This is a genomic window from Mesorhizobium sp. B3-1-9, from assembly GCF_006439595.1.
Classification (GTDB): Bacteria; Pseudomonadota; Alphaproteobacteria; order Rhizobiales; family Rhizobiaceae; genus Mesorhizobium.
The window spans coordinates 53,720-74,316 of the sequence record NZ_VFTJ01000011.1 but is presented as its reverse complement, the minus strand read 5'-3'; the positions used below and the strand labels follow the sequence as shown (position 1 = coordinate 74,316).

At 63.6% G+C, this 20,597-nt stretch carries 20 protein-coding genes; 2 read left to right on the top strand and 18 right to left on the bottom strand.

The annotated features are described in order from the left end of the window. Positions 1-26: 26 nt before the first annotated feature. The 8 genes from FJW07_RS20055 to FJW07_RS20020 are packed head-to-tail and all read right to left on the bottom strand — an operon-like array spanning position 27 to position 7,402. Complete coding sequence (locus FJW07_RS20055) at positions 27-1,019, bottom strand: GNAT family N-acetyltransferase (protein ID WP_140858404.1); 993 nt, start codon at positions 1,017-1,019, stop codon at positions 27-29. Further along, positions 1,019-2,080 carry a glycosyltransferase family 4 protein gene (locus tag FJW07_RS20050; RefSeq protein ID WP_140858402.1) on the bottom strand — a complete coding sequence of 354 codons (1,062 nt, stop codon included), beginning with the start codon at positions 2,078-2,080 and terminating at the stop codon, positions 1,019-1,021. Before FJW07_RS20050 ends, FJW07_RS20055 begins: the two co-directional genes overlap by 1 nt. An 18-nt stretch (positions 2,081-2,098) precedes the next feature. Continuing rightward, on the bottom strand, positions 2,099-3,034 hold the full coding sequence (locus FJW07_RS20045) for a beta-xylosidase (protein WP_140646389.1): 936 nt from the start codon (positions 3,032-3,034) through the stop codon (positions 2,099-2,101). Next, positions 3,027-3,788, bottom strand: a complete 762-nt coding sequence (locus tag FJW07_RS20040) for a TIGR04290 family methyltransferase (RefSeq protein ID WP_140646387.1) — start codon at positions 3,786-3,788, stop codon at positions 3,027-3,029. The genes FJW07_RS20045 and FJW07_RS20040 overlap by 8 nt, the downstream gene beginning before the upstream one ends. Positions 3,789-3,790: 2 nt before the next feature. Continuing rightward, complete coding sequence (locus FJW07_RS20035) at positions 3,791-4,594, bottom strand: sugar phosphate nucleotidyltransferase (protein WP_140858401.1); 804 nt, start codon at positions 4,592-4,594, stop codon at positions 3,791-3,793. After that, positions 4,594-5,691: a glycosyltransferase gene (locus tag FJW07_RS20030; protein WP_140858399.1), complete on the bottom strand. Its 1,098-nt coding sequence runs from the start codon at positions 5,689-5,691 to the stop codon at positions 4,594-4,596. Before FJW07_RS20030 ends, FJW07_RS20035 begins: the two co-directional genes overlap by 1 nt. A 14-nt stretch (positions 5,692-5,705) precedes the next feature. Continuing rightward, complete coding sequence (locus FJW07_RS20025; protein ID WP_140646378.1) at positions 5,706-6,302, bottom strand: histidine phosphatase family protein; 597 nt, start codon at positions 6,300-6,302, stop codon at positions 5,706-5,708. Continuing rightward, positions 6,299-7,402: an inositol-3-phosphate synthase gene (locus FJW07_RS20020; RefSeq protein WP_140858397.1), complete on the bottom strand. Its 1,104-nt coding sequence runs from the start codon at positions 7,400-7,402 to the stop codon at positions 6,299-6,301. Before FJW07_RS20020 ends, FJW07_RS20025 begins: the two co-directional genes overlap by 4 nt. Positions 7,403-7,574: 172 nt before the next feature. Here FJW07_RS20020 and FJW07_RS20015 point away from each other — a divergent pair, with 172 nt between their 5' ends. Then, the gene (locus FJW07_RS20015; protein ID WP_140858395.1) at positions 7,575-9,323 is read left to right on the top strand and encodes a hypothetical protein; all 1,749 of its coding nucleotides are present in this window, start codon (positions 7,575-7,577) and stop codon (positions 9,321-9,323) included. Here FJW07_RS20015 and FJW07_RS20010 read toward each other — a convergent pair whose 3' ends face one another. The 9 genes from FJW07_RS20010 to FJW07_RS19970 form a co-directional block, all read right to left on the bottom strand. Further along, positions 9,324-9,509, bottom strand: coding sequence for a hypothetical protein (locus FJW07_RS20010; protein ID WP_140654223.1), 186 nt, complete (start codon positions 9,507-9,509; stop codon positions 9,324-9,326). It abuts the gene before it with no gap. Positions 9,510-9,587: 78 nt separating this feature from the next. After that, positions 9,588-10,622 (bottom strand): UDP-glucuronic acid decarboxylase family protein, encoded by a 1,035-nt coding sequence (locus FJW07_RS20005; protein WP_140858394.1) that lies wholly within the window; start codon positions 10,620-10,622, stop codon positions 9,588-9,590. 23 nt (positions 10,623-10,645) lie between these two features. Further along, entirely contained in the window at positions 10,646-11,755 is a 1,110-nt protein-coding gene (locus FJW07_RS20000) for a glycosyltransferase (RefSeq protein WP_140858392.1), read from the bottom strand. Further along, positions 11,752-12,846, bottom strand: coding sequence for a glycosyltransferase (locus tag FJW07_RS19995; RefSeq protein WP_140654218.1), 1,095 nt, complete (start codon positions 12,844-12,846; stop codon positions 11,752-11,754). Before FJW07_RS19995 ends, FJW07_RS20000 begins: the two co-directional genes overlap by 4 nt. Next, entirely contained in the window at positions 12,843-13,970 is a 1,128-nt protein-coding gene (locus FJW07_RS19990; protein WP_140858391.1) for a glycosyltransferase, read from the bottom strand. The genes FJW07_RS19995 and FJW07_RS19990 overlap by 4 nt, the downstream gene beginning before the upstream one ends. Positions 13,971-13,972: 2 nt before the next feature. Continuing rightward, entirely contained in the window at positions 13,973-15,073 is a 1,101-nt protein-coding gene (locus tag FJW07_RS19985) for a glycosyltransferase family 4 protein (RefSeq protein ID WP_140858389.1), read from the bottom strand. Then, on the bottom strand, positions 15,058-16,350 hold the full coding sequence (locus FJW07_RS19980) for a TIGR04295 family B12-binding domain-containing radical SAM protein (RefSeq protein ID WP_140858387.1): 1,293 nt from the start codon (positions 16,348-16,350) through the stop codon (positions 15,058-15,060). The genes FJW07_RS19985 and FJW07_RS19980 overlap by 16 nt, the downstream gene beginning before the upstream one ends. Next, positions 16,347-17,420 carry an NAD-dependent epimerase/dehydratase family protein gene (locus FJW07_RS19975; RefSeq protein WP_140710555.1) on the bottom strand — a complete coding sequence of 358 codons (1,074 nt, stop codon included), beginning with the start codon at positions 17,418-17,420 and terminating at the stop codon, positions 16,347-16,349. The genes FJW07_RS19980 and FJW07_RS19975 overlap by 4 nt, the downstream gene beginning before the upstream one ends. After that, entirely contained in the window at positions 17,417-18,523 is a 1,107-nt protein-coding gene (locus FJW07_RS19970) for an SDR family NAD(P)-dependent oxidoreductase (protein WP_140654210.1), read from the bottom strand. The genes FJW07_RS19975 and FJW07_RS19970 overlap by 4 nt, the downstream gene beginning before the upstream one ends. 189 nt (positions 18,524-18,712) lie before the next feature. On the opposite strand from FJW07_RS19970, the gene FJW07_RS19965 reads away from it, so the two are divergent. Next, positions 18,713-18,982, top strand: a complete 270-nt coding sequence (locus tag FJW07_RS19965; protein ID WP_140646358.1) for a hypothetical protein — start codon at positions 18,713-18,715, stop codon at positions 18,980-18,982. Positions 18,983-19,376: 394 nt separating this feature from the next. Here FJW07_RS19965 and FJW07_RS19960 read toward each other — a convergent pair whose 3' ends face one another. Continuing rightward, entirely contained in the window at positions 19,377-20,555 is a 1,179-nt protein-coding gene (locus tag FJW07_RS19960; protein WP_140858386.1) for a zinc-dependent alcohol dehydrogenase, read from the bottom strand. Positions 20,556-20,597 lie beyond the last annotated feature (42 nt).

The window sequence follows — 20,597 nt, the reverse complement described above, 5'->3', positions numbered from 1 at the left end:
AATCGCGCCTGATTGCTTCGCGATGTTCACGGCGACGCGCTCCTGGTCCACACCTTCTGCGCCGTCCAGCGGTCCTTCGCGCCCCAGCCATATTTGTAACCTTCCCTGCCGCGTAGGAAATCGAACTCCAGCGCGCCCTCGCTGGCGGCTCCGGTGATGGCATGCCCGATCAGAATCGCGCCGGGGCTTTCGTCGGCATAGGCCGGATCGAAACCGCCAAGATACGCATAGGCCCGGTCGCGGTGATGAAAACCGTAATAGGCACCGACGACGACATCGTCGATCTGGATCGTCAAGCATCGCGCCAGGCCGTTATCGGCAAGCCGCGGCAGGGCCCTGCGATGAAATTCCACAGCCGTGTCGGATAGCACGCCACCGCCATGGCCGGTCCAGCGCGCGCCATGCAGTCGGATGAGCCTGTCGAGAAATGTCCGCGGATCGGACTCGCCGCGGCTGACAATGACGGCTCCTCTTCGCCGGGCAGCTCTCTCGGCACGGCGCAACTGACGCCTTCGTCTCGCCGGAACCGAGCGGGCCAGAGTCCGATCGCCATCGAGCGACAGCACAGGACAGGCCGCGTGGGCCATCGATCTGCGCTCTTCGGCATTCGGCAGTTCAAGGCTCAGCGATATGGCATCGGCCGAGAGGTCGGGCAGGATCCACTGCGACCATTCCAACGACAGCGCCGCCTCGGCTATGGCGGCCTCAGCCTCCGCCTGCAGTTCCGGCGCGCATAAAATGTCGAGATAGTCGCTAAGCGAAATCCCGATGGGGAGCAGGCGCGGACCGCAATTATGCCTTTCGATATAGAGCGGCGCCAGTCCGGCGAGATCGTCTCCGCTCCACACGGCAATTGCCGTGAGATCGCCCGGCGCGAATGTACGCCACCAGGGGATGAGCCAGGCAGGAGATTGGAACGGCGTGGCCGAGATGCTTTGCCCCCAGAGCTGCCACCAGCACGGCTCCAGGTCCTCGAACGTCCCGGGGGCGCGAATGATCTCGGTGCGCAGACTGCCCATCAGCCGGTTCCCAGCAAAGCGCGACGGGTGCCAAGCTTCGCCAGCGCTTCGTAAGCATCCATGTAGGATGTGATCATGCGCTCAAGCGAGAAGCGGCGGCGCGCCTCGGCCCGGCATGCCTCGTCGTCCAAGGCTCCGGATGCGACAATGGCCTTCGCCATTTCCTCGACGTCATTGACCAGGAATCCGGTCCTGCCATGCTCGATGACATCGGGAAGGGCGCCGTTCGGGAAAGCGACGACCGGCGTGCCGCAGGCAAGCGCCTCCATCGCGACAAGCGAGCTTGTTTCGGCGGCAAGGCTGGGAACGACCAGGCAGCGGGCGGCGTTGAGCAGGCGCCGCTTGGCACAAAAGCCGAGTGGCCCGAGGAAACGCCGCTGCCGATCGAGCCGAGGGTGCACTTCGTCGGCGAAATAGCGCAGATGGGTCTCGTAGGGATAGACCTGGCCGGCGATCGCCAGGGGAATGCCGGCGCGCTTGGCCGCCTCTATCGCGAGATGGATGGCCTTTTCGGGACAGATGCGGCTGAGCACCAGCGCGAAATTGCGCCGCGATCGGGGCTGGTTCAGCGCCTCGATATCAACGCCGTTTGGAATAGGCTTCGCAAGTCTCGACCCTGCCGGCGTCGTCCTGTGCTGCGCCCACGAGACCGCGTGCAGCCACAGGTCCTCGCGTGGCGGGGCAAGCACCTCGGACGAATACCAGCCGAGCGGCAAGTGCAACGTCACCAGGGTTGGGCCCTCGGAAGGCAGATAGGCATCGAAGTCGATCCCGTGGAGATGAACAACGTCGATGTGCCAGCGCGCCCGGGCGGCCGTGATCGCATCGCGATGCGCCTGCTGGGCCCGGTCCTTCGCCGCCTTGTCGAGCACGCCTGCTTCGGCCGGTGTTTCCACCAAGACGCCAGCCGTCTTTGACCCATGGCAGGCGACGACAACCGACCGGTGGCCTTTCTCAACCAGCCCCCGGTCCAGCGCCGACAGCACCTGCTCGGCGCCGCCGACCGCATCCGGCCCGACGGGCGCGAGGGGGTAGGCGACGTTGAGGACGGTCAGTGTCATAGCCGATCGAGCCGGAACTCACCATGCTGCCGACACACGTAGCGTTGGTGCCATGTCATCGCTGATCGCCGGAGCGTAGCGGCGGATCATCGCCGCACAGAACTCGGCGAATTCCTCCGGCACTTGGGGCGGGCTGGTGTGATGGGGCTGCAGACCGCGATGTTGCGGCGTGAAGCAGAAGGTGACCGTGACGTTGAAATCGGCAAGCGCTTCCATCTGACGATCGAACCAGCCCTGCGCATTCGGCCGAAAACTGTCGGCCCAGGATAGGCCTGTGCGCAGGTGCGTAACGCCCAGACGGTGCATCCAGGCAACGGCATCATCCAGCCGATGGTCCTCATAGTGGAACCACTGCACTAGGCCCATTTGCGGAGTGTGGCGCGCGAACTCCTCGAGCGCCGGCTTGGGCGTGCCGTCCTCGCGCAGCAGGCCCATGTAGAAGTGCCTGTAATAGGACGAGCCTTCCGCTTCCCGATGGCGCGTCGTCGCCTCCCAGGAACGCGGCAGATCATAGAGGCTGTACCACTGCACGCGTGGCGCGAGGCTGAGCAAAAGGTCCGCCGTCCGGCGCAAGCCCCAAACTTGCACCTCCTCGGCGCCGAAGGTAGACACACCGACTTCGCTGACCCAGACCGGAATATCGGCGACTGTAGCAATCTCACCGAGCTTGTGAGGCCACTCGTGGATCTGCCAGAGGTTCCAGTCGAGCGGGAAGCCATGCACTGCGGCGGCATCGACGTGGTCAAGCACGCCGAACTCCTTCATGCGCGTCATGAAGCCAGCATCGATCGGGGAAATGCCGCCGAGGACCTTAGTGATTGCCGGGTTCTCGCGGCCTATCGCATCGGCAGCCATGATCGCCATCGTGGCAAAACGGCTCCAGTCGGGGTCGAGCTCTGGGTCCCAATGCGATTTGTTGTTGGGCTCGTTCCAGATCATGGCGGCTTCAATCATCGGTCTCTCCTTTCGAAGGATAGACGGCGCCGCTGCCTGTCGGTTCGTCGGACGCGCGGCAGAAATAGACCTCGTCTTCCGGATGCAGCAGGATGTCGAAACCAGCGCTGCGCAGCATCGCTTCGGTGCAGGCGCGGTTCGGGATCCACCAATTGGTCGGGTCGTCGGCGTAACGATGCTCGATGAAATGCAGCTTTGGAAATTCTGGCCGGTCGAACAGATCGCGCGTCCAGAAATGGTAGTTCTGTTCGAGCGGTAAGACTTTGCCGCTGCCGCGCTGCATCGACTGGAAGATCATCAGGTCGCCCGCGACATGCGCTCGGATCAGGTCGAGCGCCAGCAACGGGTGGCGCAGGTGGTAAAGCACGCCCATGAACAGCACGATGTCGAAGCGTTCGCCGAGCGCCCCGACATCGTAGACGGACAATTCTCGGAACTCTATGTCGCAGTCGGCGATCTCGGCGGCGAAGCGGGCCTGGGCGAGATAGGCTTGGTCGAAGTCGATTCCGAGCACGCGAGCGGCGCCGCGTTTCTTCATTTCGATCGAGTAAAAGCCGGCGTTACAGCCGATATCGAGCACCGACTTGCCCGAAAGATCAGTCGGAATGGCATCCGCGAATTTGCGCCATTTGATCAGCGGGTAGTTGCCGAGGAAATGATCGGGAGCGGTCTCCACGCCCGCGAGCTCCATATTGTGAAACCAGGGCCCCAATGCGTCGATGCGGCGGCGTATCTCCGTGCTGGAATGGGGCATGACTAAGCTCCTTCGCTTGGGAGGAGTGGCACAGGCGAGCGGTCTTGCCGGGCGAACATCGCCGGGACTTCGTCTTCCGCGGCGCCGTTGTTTTCCAGCAGCCTGAGTGCCGTGCGATAGCCGTTGAAAGTACCGACATCGACATAAGCCGTCCCGGCCTTGACGCCGTAAGCCTCGCCTCCGCCGGCGAGATAGGCGTTGACCAGAGTGCCCAAGTACTCGTCCACGCCGTCGCGCTGGCGCCACAGTGCCGCCAGTTGAAGGAAGATACGACCCGGCATCTTGAAGGCGCCCCAGACCCAGTTTGTCGCTGCGTCAGCTTGCTTGACCTGGATCTGCTCGACCCGCCCGTTCCGATCGAGGACGACGGCGTCGAACAGGTCGGGGCGATCGACCGGAAACATTAGGAAGGAAAGCTGGTCGTCGGCCAGGTGGCAGAAGCCGTCTTCAGGAAACCAGATCGTGTCCGGCAGGCCGATCAGGACCGTTTCTTCCGGCGTCACAAGCGGTGCCGCGCGGAAGATCGCGTCGCACAGTCCAACCGGAGAAGGCTGCGCCACGAAAATCGCCGTGGCGTCGTCATAGCCGGCGGCGTAGTATTCGAGGATGTCCGACTTGCCGGAACCGATGATGAAGCAGATGCGGTCGACGCCGTTACGGACCATCCGCCGCACCAGATATTCGCTCACCGCGCAAGGGCGTTCGGTCTGGCCATCCAGTCGGCTGCCGACCGGCAGCAGTTCCTTGGAAAAACCCAGCGGTTGAATGCGGCTGCCGCGACCTGCGGCAGGCACGATGCCCAACATCAGACGACTTCCTCCATTGCTCCACCTGCCGTGGACACGGCGGCGTTCAAGATGCGATCGAGTTCGGCGGCGCGGTGCGCGGACGTGTGCTCGTCGAGAACGCGTTCACGGGCGCGGCGGCCAAGCGCCTCGATTTCGCTGTCCGACTGGCCAAGCGCGGCGACGACATCGTCGGTAGTGTGCGCCAACAGAATCTCGCTGCCGGGCGTGAAGAAGCTGTCCAGGCCGGCCCAGTCGTCGGAGATGATCGCGGCGCCGCATGCGGCTGCTTCGAACAGACGCCCTGATGGGCACCAGCCCTTTCGCGCCATCGCTTCACGGGTGACGTTCAGCGTCAGGCGCGAGGAGGAAAAGAAGGCAGGGTGATCGGCGGGCGGCAGGTGCCGGACGAAATAGATGTTGCCGCTCCAGGGGAAGTCCTGCGGGTATTGCGCCCCGCCGATGATGAAACGTCGGTTTGGAAGCCGGGCGGCGGCAGCGACAAGCAGTATTTCGACGCCTGCCTGCCGATCCTCGGCGTAGGTCCCGAGATAGGATAGGTCGCCGGCGAACTCGGGCTTTGGCTGCGCCGGCTGGTGACGGTCGGGGTCGACATGGCCGTAGAGCGGCAGGACATCGCGCACGCCGAGAATGCGCTTCAGCGCATCGATGGCCGGCCCTCCTGTATAGCTGAGGACCAGATCGAAATCGCGCAATCCTTCCGGCTCGAAATAGGCCGGGTAATCACCTCGCTCGATGCTCGCCAGCGTCACCGGTGTATCAAGGTCGTAGAATACTTTCAGGCCGCGACAGCGGTCGTTGGCGAGCCGCGAGGCCTCCACGGCATCTGGACAATAGGAGGTGACGATGACGACGTCGGCCTGCCGTATCGCGGCCTCGGCCTCTTGGCGGATATCTTCCCAATCCGGGTAAAGAACGACACCGCCGCCGCTCAACCGGTCGATGTCCCTGGCGCCGGCATAGTACGGTGTATTGCGCTCGAAGAAGCTAATCGACCAGCCAAGCGGTGCTAGCGCGCTAATCAGTCCCCGCCAGAGCGTGGCATGCCCATTGCCCCATGACGATGTAACGGTCAGACCGAATATGACCATGCGCATGGGCGACCACTCCCTCAGGCAACTTCATTCAAACGGATCAGTTTGGAGCCCCAGTCGCCGTGGACGACTGTTGTGATGGAGGCCGGCGCGATATCGAAGCGAAAGCAGTCGCCAAGCTGCAGGCCGAGGATCGCGCAGACAGCCGCCTTGATCACATCGGCATGACTGACAAGCGCGATGCACTGACCCTGTCCATTCTCGCGCAGCGCGTCCATCAGGCCGACCATCCTGTGCTGCACATCCAGCATGGTCTCGCCGCTCGGCGTGCGGGCGCTCTGGCGCTGGTCGTTCCAAAGCCGCCAGCTTGCATCGCCGCTCAGTTCTTCGAATGTCTTGCCGGACCACTCGCCGAAGTCGATCTCGTCGAGTTCCTTGCAGATCGCGATCTTCTCAATCTCGCAAGCGATGGCGATCGGCTTCGCTGTTTCCAGCGTGCGCTCGCGCGGACTGCTCAAGATCGCCGCGAGCGGCTCTCGCGTCAGTCGCCGCGCGAGGTGCAGTGCCTGCGCCTGGCCGGCTTCGCCGAGGCGAACGCCTTCGAGCCGCCCGGCCAGGTATGAGCCAACATGATCGTGCGCCGCGTGGCGGATGAGAAAGAACGTCGTGGTCATTCGGCGGCGTCCAGCATAGGCTTGTCGTTACCGGCGATGAAGGCGAGCGTGCGCAGGCGCGCTTCCGCGTCGGTGAACTGCTCCGGCGGCGACTTCATGAAGTAGCTGCTGGGGCCTGTGAGCGCGCCGGCGATGCCGCGGTCGAGGGCGAGCTTTGCGCAGCGGACAGCGTCAATGACGACGCCGGCCGAGTTGGGCGAATCCCAGACCTCCAGCTTGAGCTCGGCATTGAGCGGCACGCCTCCAAAAGTAGTGCCTTCGACACGGATATAGGCCCATTTGCGATCGGTCAGCCACGGGACATGGTCACTGGGTCCGACATGGATGTTGCCGGCCTCAAGCGGGACGTCGATCTGGCTGGTGACGGACTGCGTCTTCGAGATCTTCTTCGATTCCAGCCGCTCGCGCTCGAGCATGTTGAGGAAGTCGGTGTTGCCGCCGAAGTTGAGCTGATAGGTGCGATCGATGCGCACGCCGCGCTCACGGAAGAGATTGGCGAGCAGCCGATGCACGATGGTTGCACCGACCTGGCTCTTGATGTCGTCGCCGACCAGGGGAAGGCCACGTTCCTCGAAGCGCTTGCGCCATTCCGGCCGCGAGGCGATGAAGACAGGGATGCAATTGACGAAAGCGCAGCCGGCCTCAAGCGCGCATTCGGCATAGAAGCGCGTCGCCTGTTCGGAGCCGACCGGAAGATAGGATATCAGCACCTCGACCCCGCTCCCCCGGAGCCGGGTGGTTACGTCTGCGGCCGGTTCATCCGACTCTTCGATCTCGTCTCGGAGATATTTGCCGATGCCGTCGAGTGTTGGACCGCGCTCCACACGAACGCCGGTCGGCGCGACATCAGCAAAACGAAAGGTGTTGTTGGGCGCGGTGTAGATCGCTTCCGCCACATCGCGTCCAACCTTGTTTTTCGCGACATCGAAGGCGCAGACGACCTCAATGTCGTCGACATGATAGCCGCCGAGGTCGGCATGCATCAGCCCGGGGATCGGCTCGTTGCCGTTGACGTGGCGATAGTAGGAGAGACCTTGCACAAGAGATGACGCGCAATTGCCCACGCCGACGATGCCGATACGAACTTTCTTCGATGTCACGAAACCGCTGCCCCTTTTGGTTGGAGGTAAGTTCCTCGCCGCCGAACCGGGAGCGGCCTCGAATGTTCCGTGGCGCCGCGAAAAATTGCCCGGCGTCCGAAATTGCTGGGCTGGGTTGCGGATCAAAAGAGACGCGGTTCGCGTTGGCGGCAGACAGCCGGGTAGGAGCCGCATGATCGTCTTCGGCGACCACAAGCGAGCGCACAGCGCACAACAGCTCAGGGAAGCTGTGTTGGCCGCCGCGAGAGCGATCGGCGATCTGCCCGCGGGCATCGAGCGCCACGCTGCCCTGGTCGATCTTTTCGTCTGCGCGTCCGAACTTATACAAGGCCTTGCCGATGCGGAATTCGACATCAAGGGCGGCGATTGGAATTCCTCGAGACAGAAGCTGGGGTCGGAAATTCTCGTCGAGTTGTCGGAGGAAGTGCTGCGATCCTGGCAACAAGGATTTGTCCGGCATGGAGTGCTCGATGCGTCGCTGCTTGCGAAGCTTGCCGGCATGGACTGTGGCAACGAAATAACCACCGGCCCGGCCGAAGGCTACGCGCTTTATGCGCTATATCCGGAAACCTATCTGCTTGCAGCGCTGCGGTCGGGACTCGACGCAAACACATGCGTCATCGGCATCCGCAGCATTGGTCTCGGCTTGGCGGCGATGGTCGCCGCCGCCCTGCATGCGCCGCCGCCTGTTAGCGTGCGACCGATCGGCCATCCATTTTCCCGGCACATTTGCGCCGCGCCCGAACTCCTCGGCTCTTGGCGCGACAGACCTCTTGCCAAATTTGCCATCGTTGATGAAGGTCCGGGCCTCTCCGGCAGTTCCTTTCATGCTGTCGTTGCCTGGCTGCGCCGGCAGGACATCGACCGGGAGCGCATTCATCTGTTCCCAAGCCACCGTGGCGGGCCGGGCGTGCAAGCTTCGGCAGACATGCAGGCTATTTGGAGTCACTGCCCGCGCCATGTCGCGGACTTCGAAGCGGCCTTCGATGGATGCGTCGCGCCGAACCTTCGCCGATGGGTGGCGAACCTCCTCGGCAAGGCCGATGTCGAACTCAGCGACATTTCCGGCGGCGAATGGCGCAAGCATATTTCCACGGCGCCGGAGCATTGGCCTCCGGTGTTTGCCGGATTTGAGCGGCGAAAATTCCTGGCACTGGCGGGCACGGAGCGTTGGTTGGTCAAGTTCGCCGGTCTCGGCGGGACCGGGCAGCATAAGCTGCACACGGCAAGGTCGGTGCACAGGGCCGGTTTTGGAACGCAGCCTGCCGGACTCTGCCACGGCTTCCTGATCGAGCGTTGGACAGACGCGGACAGGCTGGATCGGACAGAGCTGGCCAGGGACCTGCTGGTCGAATGGCTTGGACGCTATCTCGGCTGGCGCGCTGCCGAGTTGCAGACGGAAGAGGCCGGCGCGTCGCTGGAGAGGCTTGCAGACATGGCCATGCAAAACTGCAGGGAAGCCTTGGGGGAAGAGCCGGCCCAAGCATTAAAGGGTTGGTTCGCCCGCCACTCCTCACATCCCTTCCTGCGAAGGATCGAGATCGACGGACGCCTGCACCCGTGGGAATTTCTGGTTCGGCCGGAGGGAACCCTGCTCAAGACGGACGCCGTCGACCATTGCCGCTCGCACGACATTGTCGGCTGTCAGGACATAACGTGGGACATTGCAGGCGCGACGGTGGAATATGAGCTTTCCGACGCCGAGCTTTCGCGGCTCATCCAAGGCGTTGAGGCAGAAATGTCGCGTGCCGTCGATCATTCCTTGGTGGACTACATGGAGCCCTGCTATCTCGCCTTCCAGCTTGGGCTGTGGACGATGGCCCGACAGTTGACACACGGCGATGAGCGGATAAGAGCCACGCGCGCCGCCGACCGCTACGAAACCAGGCTTTCGCGTTTTATCGAGCGCGCGAGGTCCTGATCAGTCCAGCCTGCGCAGCATGTCCGCTTCCTCCTCCAGAATTGTGGCCACTTCCTCGCGCTGCAGATGTGTCATCATCAGGCTGACGCAACATTCGAGATAGGTGATGGAGGCTCGCCGCAGGAACGCGGCGGTTTCGGCCGCCGCCATCTGGTCGATGTCCTTGATTGGTCGCTTCGGCTGCACAGCTCTTCTCCATGACGGTTGTCATGTCCAACCGCAATCCCGGTCGGTTGTTCCGCTACGGTGAAGGAAACCACCGCCTCAGAGCTGAAGGTTCTGAGCTTTTCCGGCCTCAGTCCTCTTGACCGGTACGATGGCCTCCATCGCGAGGTCGTCGAGCCTCGAGAAAAAGGCGATGGTTTGCAGTAGGCCTTGCCTGAGAGGCACCTTCGGTGACCAGCCGAGAAGCGCTCTTGCGCGGCCTATGTCGGGCCGCCGGCGGCGCGGGTCGTCCTGCGGCAAGGGCAGGAATTTCACGGGTGATCTGCTGCCGGTCAGTTCCCGAACCAGCCTTGCCAATTCGAGGATCGAAAACTCGCCGGGATTGCCCAGATTGACCGGCTGTCGCGGATTGGGATCGACATCCATAAGGCGTCGCAATCCTCCGATCATGTCGCTGACATAGCAGAATGAGCGGGTTTGCCGGCCATCGCCGAATATCGTCAGCGGCCGTTTCTCGATCGCTTGCATGACTAGGTTGGACACGATGCGGCCGTCGGCTGGGTCCATTCTGGGACCATAGGTGTTGAAGATGCGGGCGACGCGAATATCGGCCATCTCGGCCCGCAGATAATCGAAGCAGAGCGTCTCCGCGGTGCGCTTGCCCTCATCATAACAGGCGCGCGGTCCTGTGCAGTTGACGTGGCCGACATAGTCCTCGCGCTGTGGGTGCTGTTCTGGATCGCCGTAGACTTCGCTGGTCGAGGCCTGCAGGAAGCGGGCGCCGTTGCTTGCCGCGAGCTCGAGCAGATTGAGCGTTCCGATCACACAGGTGCGCGTTGTGTGGACCGGATCGGCCTGGTAGCGGGGCGGCGATGCCGCGCAGGCCAGGTTGAAAACGCGGTCGACAGCCTCGCCGAGTTCCAGCGGGACGCAAACGTCCTGCTCGATCAGCCGGAACCGGGCTTGGCCGATTAGCGAGCTGACATTCTCCATTCGGCCCGTAAGAAAGTTGTCGACGCATATGACGCGATACCCGTCGTGAAGCAGGGCCTCGCACAAATGCGAACCGAGGAAACCGGCACCGCCGGCGACAAGCGCCGTCCGTGTCTGCTGAACCTTTCTTGATCGCCGCATCTGCAAAGTCTCCTGTCTGCTATTCATGCTGCACTTTCCACGTTCAGATCGATCGCCGCGCGCGTATGGACTGACTGAGTCAAAGTCAGAACGAATTCACGCGCCCGAGCGCCGCCGGTGTGGCTTGCAAGCACCGCCTCGCGTGCCGAACGGGCCATATCGAGTCTGGCCTGCTCCGATTTCGCTGTGAGGATTTCCTGCACGTCGCCGGCACTGGCTGCGGTCTCGATCGTCGATTCCGGGAAGAAGCTATCGAGACCGGGCCAGCGGTCGCTGATGATCGGGGTGCCGCAGGCGGCGGCCTCGAAGAGCCGCACGCTGGGCGACCATCCTGCCGCGATCATTGACGCCCGCGTAAGGTTCAGCGTGTAACGCTGGCGGCTGTAGAAGGCGGCATGTTCGGCGGGCGGCAGGTGCTCGATCCGCTGGACGTTGTCCGGCCAGGCGAGGTCGAATGGATATTGTGAGCCGGCGACGACGAAGCGGCGGTCCGGCAGGCACCGCGCCGGCTCCAGCAGCAGCGTTTCGAGGGCGAGCTGCCGGTCGGCGCTGTAGGTTCCAAGATAGCCGAGATCCCATTCGATCGCGTCTCCGGTGCGATGGTGTCGCTTTGGATCGACCGAGCAGTAGAGCGGCTCCGTTCGGAGGGCGCCGAACTCCGATCTGAGGCGCTGCAACGTCGGTCCGCCGGTGAAGGAGAAGTAGACGTCGAAATAGGGGATCTGCCTGCGGGCAAGGTAATCGCAATCGTCCTCGGCAACCCGCGCCAGCGTCACTGGCGTGTCGATGTCGTAAAAGCAGAACTGTCCAGTGCACAGCGAAGCGAGCTCGTCAATGATGACCCTGCCTTCCGGCACGAAGGAGCCTATCACCACCGCGTCGGCCCGCTGCAACTCCTGCCGGTGATTGCGGCGCAGCTCGGAGACCGTCTGGTAGTAGCGCAAGTCGCAGAAATCGGGGTCGCGCAGGTCCCGGTGATGCGCGTACCAGGGCACGTCGCGTTCGAGGAAGGTGACGCGATGGCCGAGCTCGTCGAGCGCGCGCAGCAGCCCCCGGAAAGTCGTCGCGTGGCCGTTGCCCCAGGATGAGGATAACGAAAGTCCGAGGAAAACGATGTCGAGCGGTTTCGTCATTCCGCGGCCTCCATTGCCCGGCGCTCGAAATGCGCCTTGAAGATGTCGTCCACCAGCCGGGCTCTCAACGTGTAGGTATGCTCGGCCAGAACGCGCCGCAGCGCCGCGGCGCCGATCGCCTTCGCCCGTGTCGGCGTCAGCGTGCGCACGATCTCGGCGACGTCGGCACCGTCCCGCGCGACCAGGATCTCTTCGCCGGGGGTCAGGAACAACTCGACGCCGAGCCAGGCATCAGTGATTAGGCATGCACCCGCGCCCGCCGCTTCGAAGACGCGTGTCGCGGGCGAAAACCCGTTGGCCGCCATGCTGTCGCGGCTGATGTTGAGCACCGCCTTCGGCGTAACGTTGAAGGCGTTGTGATCGCGCGTACCGACATGGCCGAGCCACGAAACGTTCGCCGGCAAGGGCTTGTCGCCCCAGCCGGATCCACCGAGCAGGAAGCGTTGGCTGCCAAGCACACGGGCCGGGTCGAAGAAGAAGGCGTCGACGCGCGCCTCGCGGTCGGGCAGCCGATTGCCGAGGAAAGCGAGGTCACAGGCAAAGCCCGGATTTGCGGCGACCGGATGATGTGTCTCGGGATCGAGCGCGTTGTAGATCGGCACGCATTCCGCGGCGCCGAGCGCGCGATAATCCCAAACCACGGGATCGCCGCCGCCATAGGTCAGAACAAGGCCAATCCTCTTCAACGTCTCATGCAGGGGGTGTTCGGCATGATTGCGCAACTCGCTTAGGGTCGCCGGCGCGTCGACGTCCCAGAACACGGTCAGCGCATCCGGGCGAGCGTTGTCGAGAACCGCATGCAGCAGCGCCTCGTCCTCGAAGCCGACGCCGCTTGCCTTGACCACGACGTCTGCCTGCGCGGCGCACGAGGCGACCTGCATCAGCGCATGCGCTGTCGGCTCGTAGACGACGACGCTGCACCAGTCCGGCGCCTTGATATCGCGATGCTTCTGGCGATCGTAGACATCGGGCTCATAGAAGACGATGTCATAGCCGCGCTTCGACAACGCCTTGAGCAAGCCCCGATAATAGGTGGCCGCGCCGTTCCAGTAGGACGACAGAAGGCTCGATCCGTAAAAGGCGATCTTCATGCGACGGCCTCCCTTGCAGGTTTGATTTCAGCGACCTCGCGATTGCCGCATGCGGCGAGAATGTCGAACAACTCGTCGACGCGGTGCCGGCATGTGTGGCGCGCAAGGATGGTTTCCCGGCCGGACGCGGCGAGCGCCTCCGCACGCTGGCTGTCGTTCAGCACGTCGCGAAGGTGACCTTGCATCTCGGCGCCGTTCCGGGCGAAGAGGAAATCCTTGCCGGCACGGAACAGTCCTTCGACATCCGACCATGGCGCCGAGACCAGCGGAATGCCGCAGGCCATCGCCTCGAACATGCGTATGGTCGGAATGCCGGGCAGGCTCTCCCGATAAGGTCGGCGGGGGATGTGCATAGTGACGCGATGCCGGGCGAAGCTCTTCGGCACGTCGGCATTGGCAATCCAGCCATCATAGCGCAGCCCTGCCTCGGCAAGCGCGGCTCGGGCATCGGTCGGATAGCGCACGCCGTGCACGGTTCCCGACAGCGCGAGAGCGCTCGCCGGCTCGATCAGGAACTCGGCGATCTCGGCGCTGCGTTCGTCGTCGCCCCAATTGCCAATCCAGACGAGGTCGGAGACGGGATCGACATCCGGGCACGGCTTGAACAGCCGGTCGTCCGCCGCCTCATGCCAGGTGAAGACCCGTTTGCCCCAGCCGGCGCGAAGATAGCTCTCGCGCAGCACCTCGCCGAAGACCAGCACCCCGTCGTAATGCTCGAGCTGAAGTGCCGCTATCGCCTGCGTCGCCGATACGGCGCGGTGGTGGGTGTCGTGGAACAGGAGCGTGAAATTGCCATAGGCTCGCGCCTGTCCGATGCGCGCGACAAGATCCTTGTCCGTCCATTCGTGGACGATCACGACATCCGCGCCGGCGAGCCAGGCTTCGTGCGCGAAGCCGGGGCCATAGCTCAGCGCCATCAGCTCCGGGAAATCCTTGCGGAAGCGCTCGACGGCGAAAGGGCCTTGCTCGGCAAGCAGATTCGATCGGCTCCAGCCGTCGGCGGGTTCCAGCGCGACCGCCTCATGTCCGCGTGCGACGAGCTCGCGCATGATGCCGCGCTGGAAATGCGCGTTGCCGTGATTCCAGTCGGAAACGGCGGAATGGGTGTAGAACACGAAGCGCATGGTCAAAGCCCTGCCATGGCCGTCGCCGCCCGATCGTAGACCTCTCGCATCCGCGCCGTCTGGGCGCTGAGCGAGAATTTGCGCGCCCGTCGGGCGGCGCGCTGACCGAACTGGCGTCGCAAGCTTTCGTCACGCGAGAGCCTGGCGATGCAGCCGGCAAGCGCGTGGGGATCGCGCGCGTCGAAGAACGTCGCTGCTCCGTCCCAGATCTCGCGGTAGGTCGCGATGTCCGCCAACACCAAGGGGGTGCCCGCAGAGGCTGCCTCCAGGGCGGCCAGCCCGAAAGGCTCGTAGATGGACGGCGAGACAAACATGCTGGCCCGCGCCATCAATTGCCGAACCTCGCAATGGCTGATCGAGCCAAGCGAGATGCAATGATCGAAGAACAGGCGCTGTCCATCCGGACCTTCAGTTTCGCCTGCGGCGAAAACGGGAGGGCCACACAAGGCAGCCGCGGCATCGAGCGCCAATCCGTTTTTACCCTCATCCCACCAGCGGGCGGCAGCGAGAACGAAGGACTCACGATGCGCGCTTGCCGGGCCGGGGAGCGCACCATTGTGGACGACGCTCAAGCCCGCGATCGGGCCGTAGCAGGCTCCGAGCATGGCGGCATGGCTTCGGCTCGGCGCGACAATGGCTTCGGCGCGGTCGAATCCGGCGCGGTTGCGCTCTCGTTGCCAAGCCCAATCGCCCTCGGGCATTTGCGCCCGCACTGCATGCAGCCATGTGACCACGCAGGAATGGGATACCGCGACGATCGGACAAGTCAGCTCGAGACCGGCTGCCTGCGCCGGCGCATTGAGGTGTACGAGATTGATTGCATAGTCCGACGCAAGCTCCTGCAATTCGCCAGGCAACCGATCGAGATCTTTCGTGTCGCGCGTCATCCAGTCCGGCGGGCATTTCAGCCAAACCAGCGCGGCGAAGGACCGCGCTTCCCGAGCCTGTTCGGGGGAAGGCTCGGGTCCCAGCCCGGCAAGCACGATGCTGTCGCCGCTGGCCACCAGCTCTCGCGCCAGATCGAGCGAATAGCGCCAGACTCCGCCGACGGCGTCGGTCGTCATAAGGATGCGCCGCGGACGATGGGTCAGTGATTGCAGCATGAGGACTCCAACTCAGCCAGCGCATGCGGCCGCTGGTCCTGGATGTCGCTGAAGGATCGGAAGGAGGCGAGGTAGTGCTCATGGGCGCGCTCCCAGGCGAGGTCGTCGGGTTCGCCCCACAATTCGCGGTAGCTGGGAGAGCTCGGATAGGGATAGAGCGGCACGGGCTCGTTCGCCCAGACGCCGTGATCGATGAGGTGCTTGCGCCAATAGTCCACCAGCGTCGGGTCGTCCTCGACCACGCCAATCAGATTGGCCTGGACGAAAGGCACATGACGGCGGGCGTCAACCAGAAGCGCAGCCAGATCCTCTGTGTCGAGCCGACAGCGCTTGGCGAGCATCGCGCGGCCTTCGACGGTCAGGCTTTCAAGACCGGCCTCGATCGAGACGCAGCCGGCCGCGCCAAGCAGTTCGAGCAGTTCCGGCTTCCAGAGGTCGATACGTGTCTGAACGCCGAACTGGACGTCGCGTTCGACCAAGGCCTCCAGCAGCGCCTTCTGCGGCAGGAAGATCTCGTCGATGAAATAGATATAGCCGACCCCTTGAGTGATCAAACCGTCGATCTCGGCCACAACGGCGTCGTGCTTCCTGCGCCGATATGCATCGCGGAAATCGATCTTGGCGCAGAAGCTGCAATTATAGGGGCAGCCGCGCGACGCTTCCACCTCGGCGCCGGCGCCCTTCTGATGGGCATCGAACCTGTGGTGGTGGTGGCCATGCGCGGCGATCCAGTCGGACGGCCAGGCGAGCGCAGCATGATCGACGAACGGGCTGGCATGCACGCCGCCATTGCACACTGGAAGGTCGTTTTGGAGCCGGGCCGTATGCGCAATCTTGCTCCAGTCGCTCTGCCGTGCAAGCTCCGTCACGACGTCCTCACATTCACCGCGCACGACGACATCGACGCCGAGCTTGCGTAGGGTCGGTGCAGGCGTCGCCGAGCCATGCGGTCCGACCGCCACGGTTCGTCCGCCGCGTCCGGCGAGATGGCTGAGGAATTCCCCCGGCACGCGCAGTTCAGGCGGCGCGCAGCGCCAGAACAGATAGGTCGGCGCGGTGGTGACCACGGTCATGGCCGGCGCGAATGACGCCACCTGCTCTGCCAGCGCCGCGTTGTCGAGGACCTGCAATTGCCCGTCCAGCATCAGGACGTCGTGACCATCCGCTTCCAGCATTGCCTTCGAATAGCCGAGCTCCAGCGGCAGATGCGGCTGCCGGCAGCCGAAATAGATGCTGTGCTCATACGTCCAGAACGGATTGACCAAGGCGACTTTCATGCGACGTACCTCGTGGCTTCCGGGCGCGACTGGAGCCGATGTCGCACCAGCCAGCTGGCGAGATCGCAGACGCCTTCGCGCCATGGGACACGCGCCTGCCAGCCGATCGCGGCTTGCAGCTTGCGCGTGTCGGCGACGAAGAATGGTTGGTCGCCAACGCGCTCGCGGTCGTGGCGAAGCGCGACGTCGCTGCCCGTCATCTCGGCTATCTCCGCCAGCAGCACGCGCAGGCTGACCGCATTGCTCGGGCCGCCGCCCAGGTTGAACGCCTGGCCCTTGAGATCCTCAATCCTGGCCAACACGCCGCGATAGGCGGCTACGGCATCGGACACATGCAGGATGTCGCGCACCTGCCTGCCGTCGCCGTAAACGGTAATCGGCCGGCCGGACAAGACGCTGAGTAGAAAATGCGCGACCCAGCCCTGATCCTCGGTGCCAAACTGGCGCGGCCCGTAGATGCAGCTCATGCGCAGCACCGCTGTCGGGAGTCCGTAGGATTTGGAATAGTCGAGCACATACTGATCGGCTGCGCCCTTCGAGCAGCCATAGGGCGTGCAGAAATCAAGGCCCACCTTCTCATCGACCCCGCTCGCACGCACCTTCTCGTCAAGCGGCTCGCAGTGATCGTCGGCTTGCCGCACCGCGATCTGGGGCAGGCTGCCATAGACCTTGTTGGTGCTGGCGAAGACTACCGGGACGCCGGTGCTGCGAGCGGTCTCCAGCACGTTGAACGTGCCTTTGAGGTTGATGTCGAAATCCTGCGCGGGATCGACCAGGCTGGTCGTCACGGCGGTCTGGGCGGCGAGGTGAAAGATCGCCTTTGCCGGCGCCAGCGCCGCCGCCAGTGCGCTGGCATCGCGTATGTCGACTGTTTCGGCGCTCAGTCGGTCGCCGTGCTTTTGCGCCAGCCAGTCGAGATTCTGCTCGACGCCCGGGCGGCTGAGATTGTCGACGACAAGCACGGCCTCGCCATCGGATAGCAGGCTGTCGGCCAGGTTGGAGCCGATGAAGCCGCTGCCGCCAATGACGGCTATCGGTGCCTTGCGCGGATGGCGGTGGCTCTGGGTCATGAGACCAATCCCCGCTCTTCCAGCTCGCGCCGCATGTCCGCGCCCCGGTCGATAACGACGCTGTTGCGGACCCATGCCGCGAATTCGCCGAGCGAATCTTCCAGCCGACGCTTCGGCTCAAAGCCCAGCAGTTCGCGGGCCTTGGCGATGTCGGCGAAGCAGTTGCGGATATCGCCGGAGCGCGCCTTGGTGAGGATTTCGGGCGGCCGCTTTGGGATGCCCATAGCCTTGGCAAGAAGACGGGCCACGTCCCTGATCGAATAAGCGTGGCCGCTGCCGATGTTGATGGCATGGCCGGCGGCCTGGCGCTGCTCCAGCGCCAGCCGGAACGCGGTGGCGACATCGCGCACATGAACGAAATCGCGCTTCTGCTCGCCGTCCTCGAAGATCGTCGGCCGCTTGCCGTTGGCAAGGCGCGAGGCGAAGTTGGCGAGAACGCCGGTGTAGGGATTGGCAAGCGCCTGTCCGGCGCCGAACACGTTGAACAGGCGCAGTGCAACGGCATCGACGCCGTAGGCCTGGCCGAAGATCAGCACCGCGCGTTCCTGCGCATACTTGGTCAGCGCGTAGATCGAGGCGAGATCGGGCCGCTTCTCCTCGTCCGTCGGAAGAGGCGACAGTGTTTGGCCGGTCGCCGACAGCAAATCCCAGCGGCCCTCCCTTATATCGGCAGGCTTGCGGCGCGCATTGTCGATCCGCTCGCCGTCCGGAGTCTGATAGAGGCCTTCACCATAGATGCTCATGGAGGACGCCACGACGATCCGTTCGACCGGCTTCTTGATGAGTGCCTCGAGCAGCACCGCCGTGCCGAGATCGTTCGTGCCGACATAGCGGGCGATCTCGTACATGGACTGGCCGACGCCAACCTCGGCCGCCAGATGGATCACGGCATCGACGTCTGAAACCGCCTCAGCGACAGCGTCGCGGTCGCGCACGTCCCCCTTGATCAGTTCGGCCCCCGTAGGGAGGTTGATGGCTTCGGCGCCGTGCACCTGATCGACAAGCGCGTCGAGCAGGCGCACCTGATAGCCATGGTCGGTGAGTTCCTGGGCGACGTGGCGGCCGATGAAGCCGCAACCTCCCGTAACCAATACACGTTTCACGATGACTCCCTTGCGGATTTGGCTTCGGCGCCCCGAACTGCGCGGCAAAAGGTTTGTTCCCTGCTTCAACAAAGTTCCCGTCTCAGGAGGTGCCGCAGCTTTGTCAGAGAACCGTTCCACCATCTGGAACATTGCCTGTTGGCTGCTGTTAGGACCGCTCATCGGTCCCCGCTGCAGAAAGGAAAGTCCATGTCCGAGGCCAAGACGACCACCAACCACGACGAAATCCGGAAGTGGGTAGAAGAACGGAATGGCCAGCCGGCTGTCGTTCGCACGAAAGGCAAGGGCGGCATTCTGCGCATCGATTTCGGCGAGCCCGAAGACACGCTCGAACCGATCGAATGGGACGAATTCTTCCGCATCTTCGACGAGAACGATCTCGCCTTCCTGCATCAGGATGAAGCTGGCGGCGGAACGAGCCGCTTCAACAAATTCGTCGAGCGCAGCCGGAAGAGCTGACGGCCAAGGATAGTGTCATGGCGCCGTTGAAGGGAGAGGAGACCCTGCAACGGCGCCGCGACAGGCGGTCAGGCTGCCGCATTTGTTCGTCCCGCTCAATCGAGCGGCTTGTCCGTCGGCCTGGGTGTCGGCCCGGCCTCGCGGCGCCGGCCAGCATTGCGGCTGGCAACACGGTTATCGAGCGGCGAGGACGATGGCTCCGGGGCGCCTGCGGTCTTCGGAGCGATCGGCTTCGCGCCTGCATCGCTGCCCTGCGCATCGCGACGCGGATGTGGAAGACCTCCGCGGTCGGGCGACTTCACTGGAGGCTTGGACGTATCTTTCGCTTGAGCCATTTCGAACCTTCCTGGTTCAGTCAGAGATCTGCAAAGCCTATCATTCGCTATCGGCGCTATCAGCCGTGCGGGCGCATCACCACTTTGATGCAGCCGTCCTGCTTGTCGCGGAATGTCTTGTAGAGGCCGGGTCCGTCTTCGAGGCCGGCGCGGTGGGTGATGACGAAGGAAGGGTCGATCTCGCCGCTCTCGACCTTTTGAAGGAGCGGCTCGAGATAGCGCTGGGTGTGGGTCTGGCCCATGCGGAATGTCAGCCCCTTGTTCATCGCCGCACCGAAGGGAATGTGATCGACCAGGCCGATATAGACACCGGGCACCGAGATGGTGCCGCCCTTGCGGCAGCAATAGATCACCTCGCGCAGCACATGCGGCCGGTCGGTGCCGAGATAGACGGTGGCCTTGGCCTTATCGAGCATGGAATCGGTCGTTGCGGTGGCATCGGCCTCGGTGCCGACGCAGTCGATGCAACTGTCCGGCCCGCGCCCGCCGGTCATGGCCATCAGGGCATCGTAAATATCGGAATTGCTGAAATCGAGCGTTTCCGCCTTGCCGTAGTCGCGCGCCATGGCAAGCCGTTCCGGCACCTTGTCGATGGCGATGACGCGGCCGGCGCCGAGCATCCACGCGCTCTGGATGGCAAACTGGCCGACCGGTCCACAACCCCAAATGGCGACAGTGTCGCCTTCCTGGATGCCGGCATTCTCGGCCGCCATGTAGCCGGTCGGAAAGATATCGGAGAGGAACAGCACCTGCTCGTCATCGATGCCGTCGGGCACCTTGATGGGGCCGACATCGGCGAAGGGAACGCGCAAATACTCGGCCTGTCCTCCCCAGTAGCCGCCGACCAGATGCGAATAGCCGAACAGGCCCGCGGGCGACTGGCCCATGACCTTGGCAGCCTGCTCGGCGTTGGGATTCGACCGGTCGCAGAGCGAGAACAGGCCGTTCTGACAGAACCAGCATTCTCCGCACGAGATGTTGAAGGGCACGACGACGCGATCGCCCTTCTTGAACTTTGTATGGGCGCGGCCGACCTCCACCACTTCGCCCATGGTCTCGTGGCCCAGCACGTCGCCCGATTTCATCGTCGGCATGTAGCCGTCCATCAGATGCAGGTCCGAACCGCATATGGCGCAGCAGGTGACCTTGATGATGATATCGCGGTCGTTCTCGATCGCCGGAGCGGCGACCTGATCGCAACGAATGTCGCCTTTGCCATGCCATGTCAGGGCTTTCATTGGGATTGTTCCTATGAATTGTGGGTCCTAGCGATGCGGCGG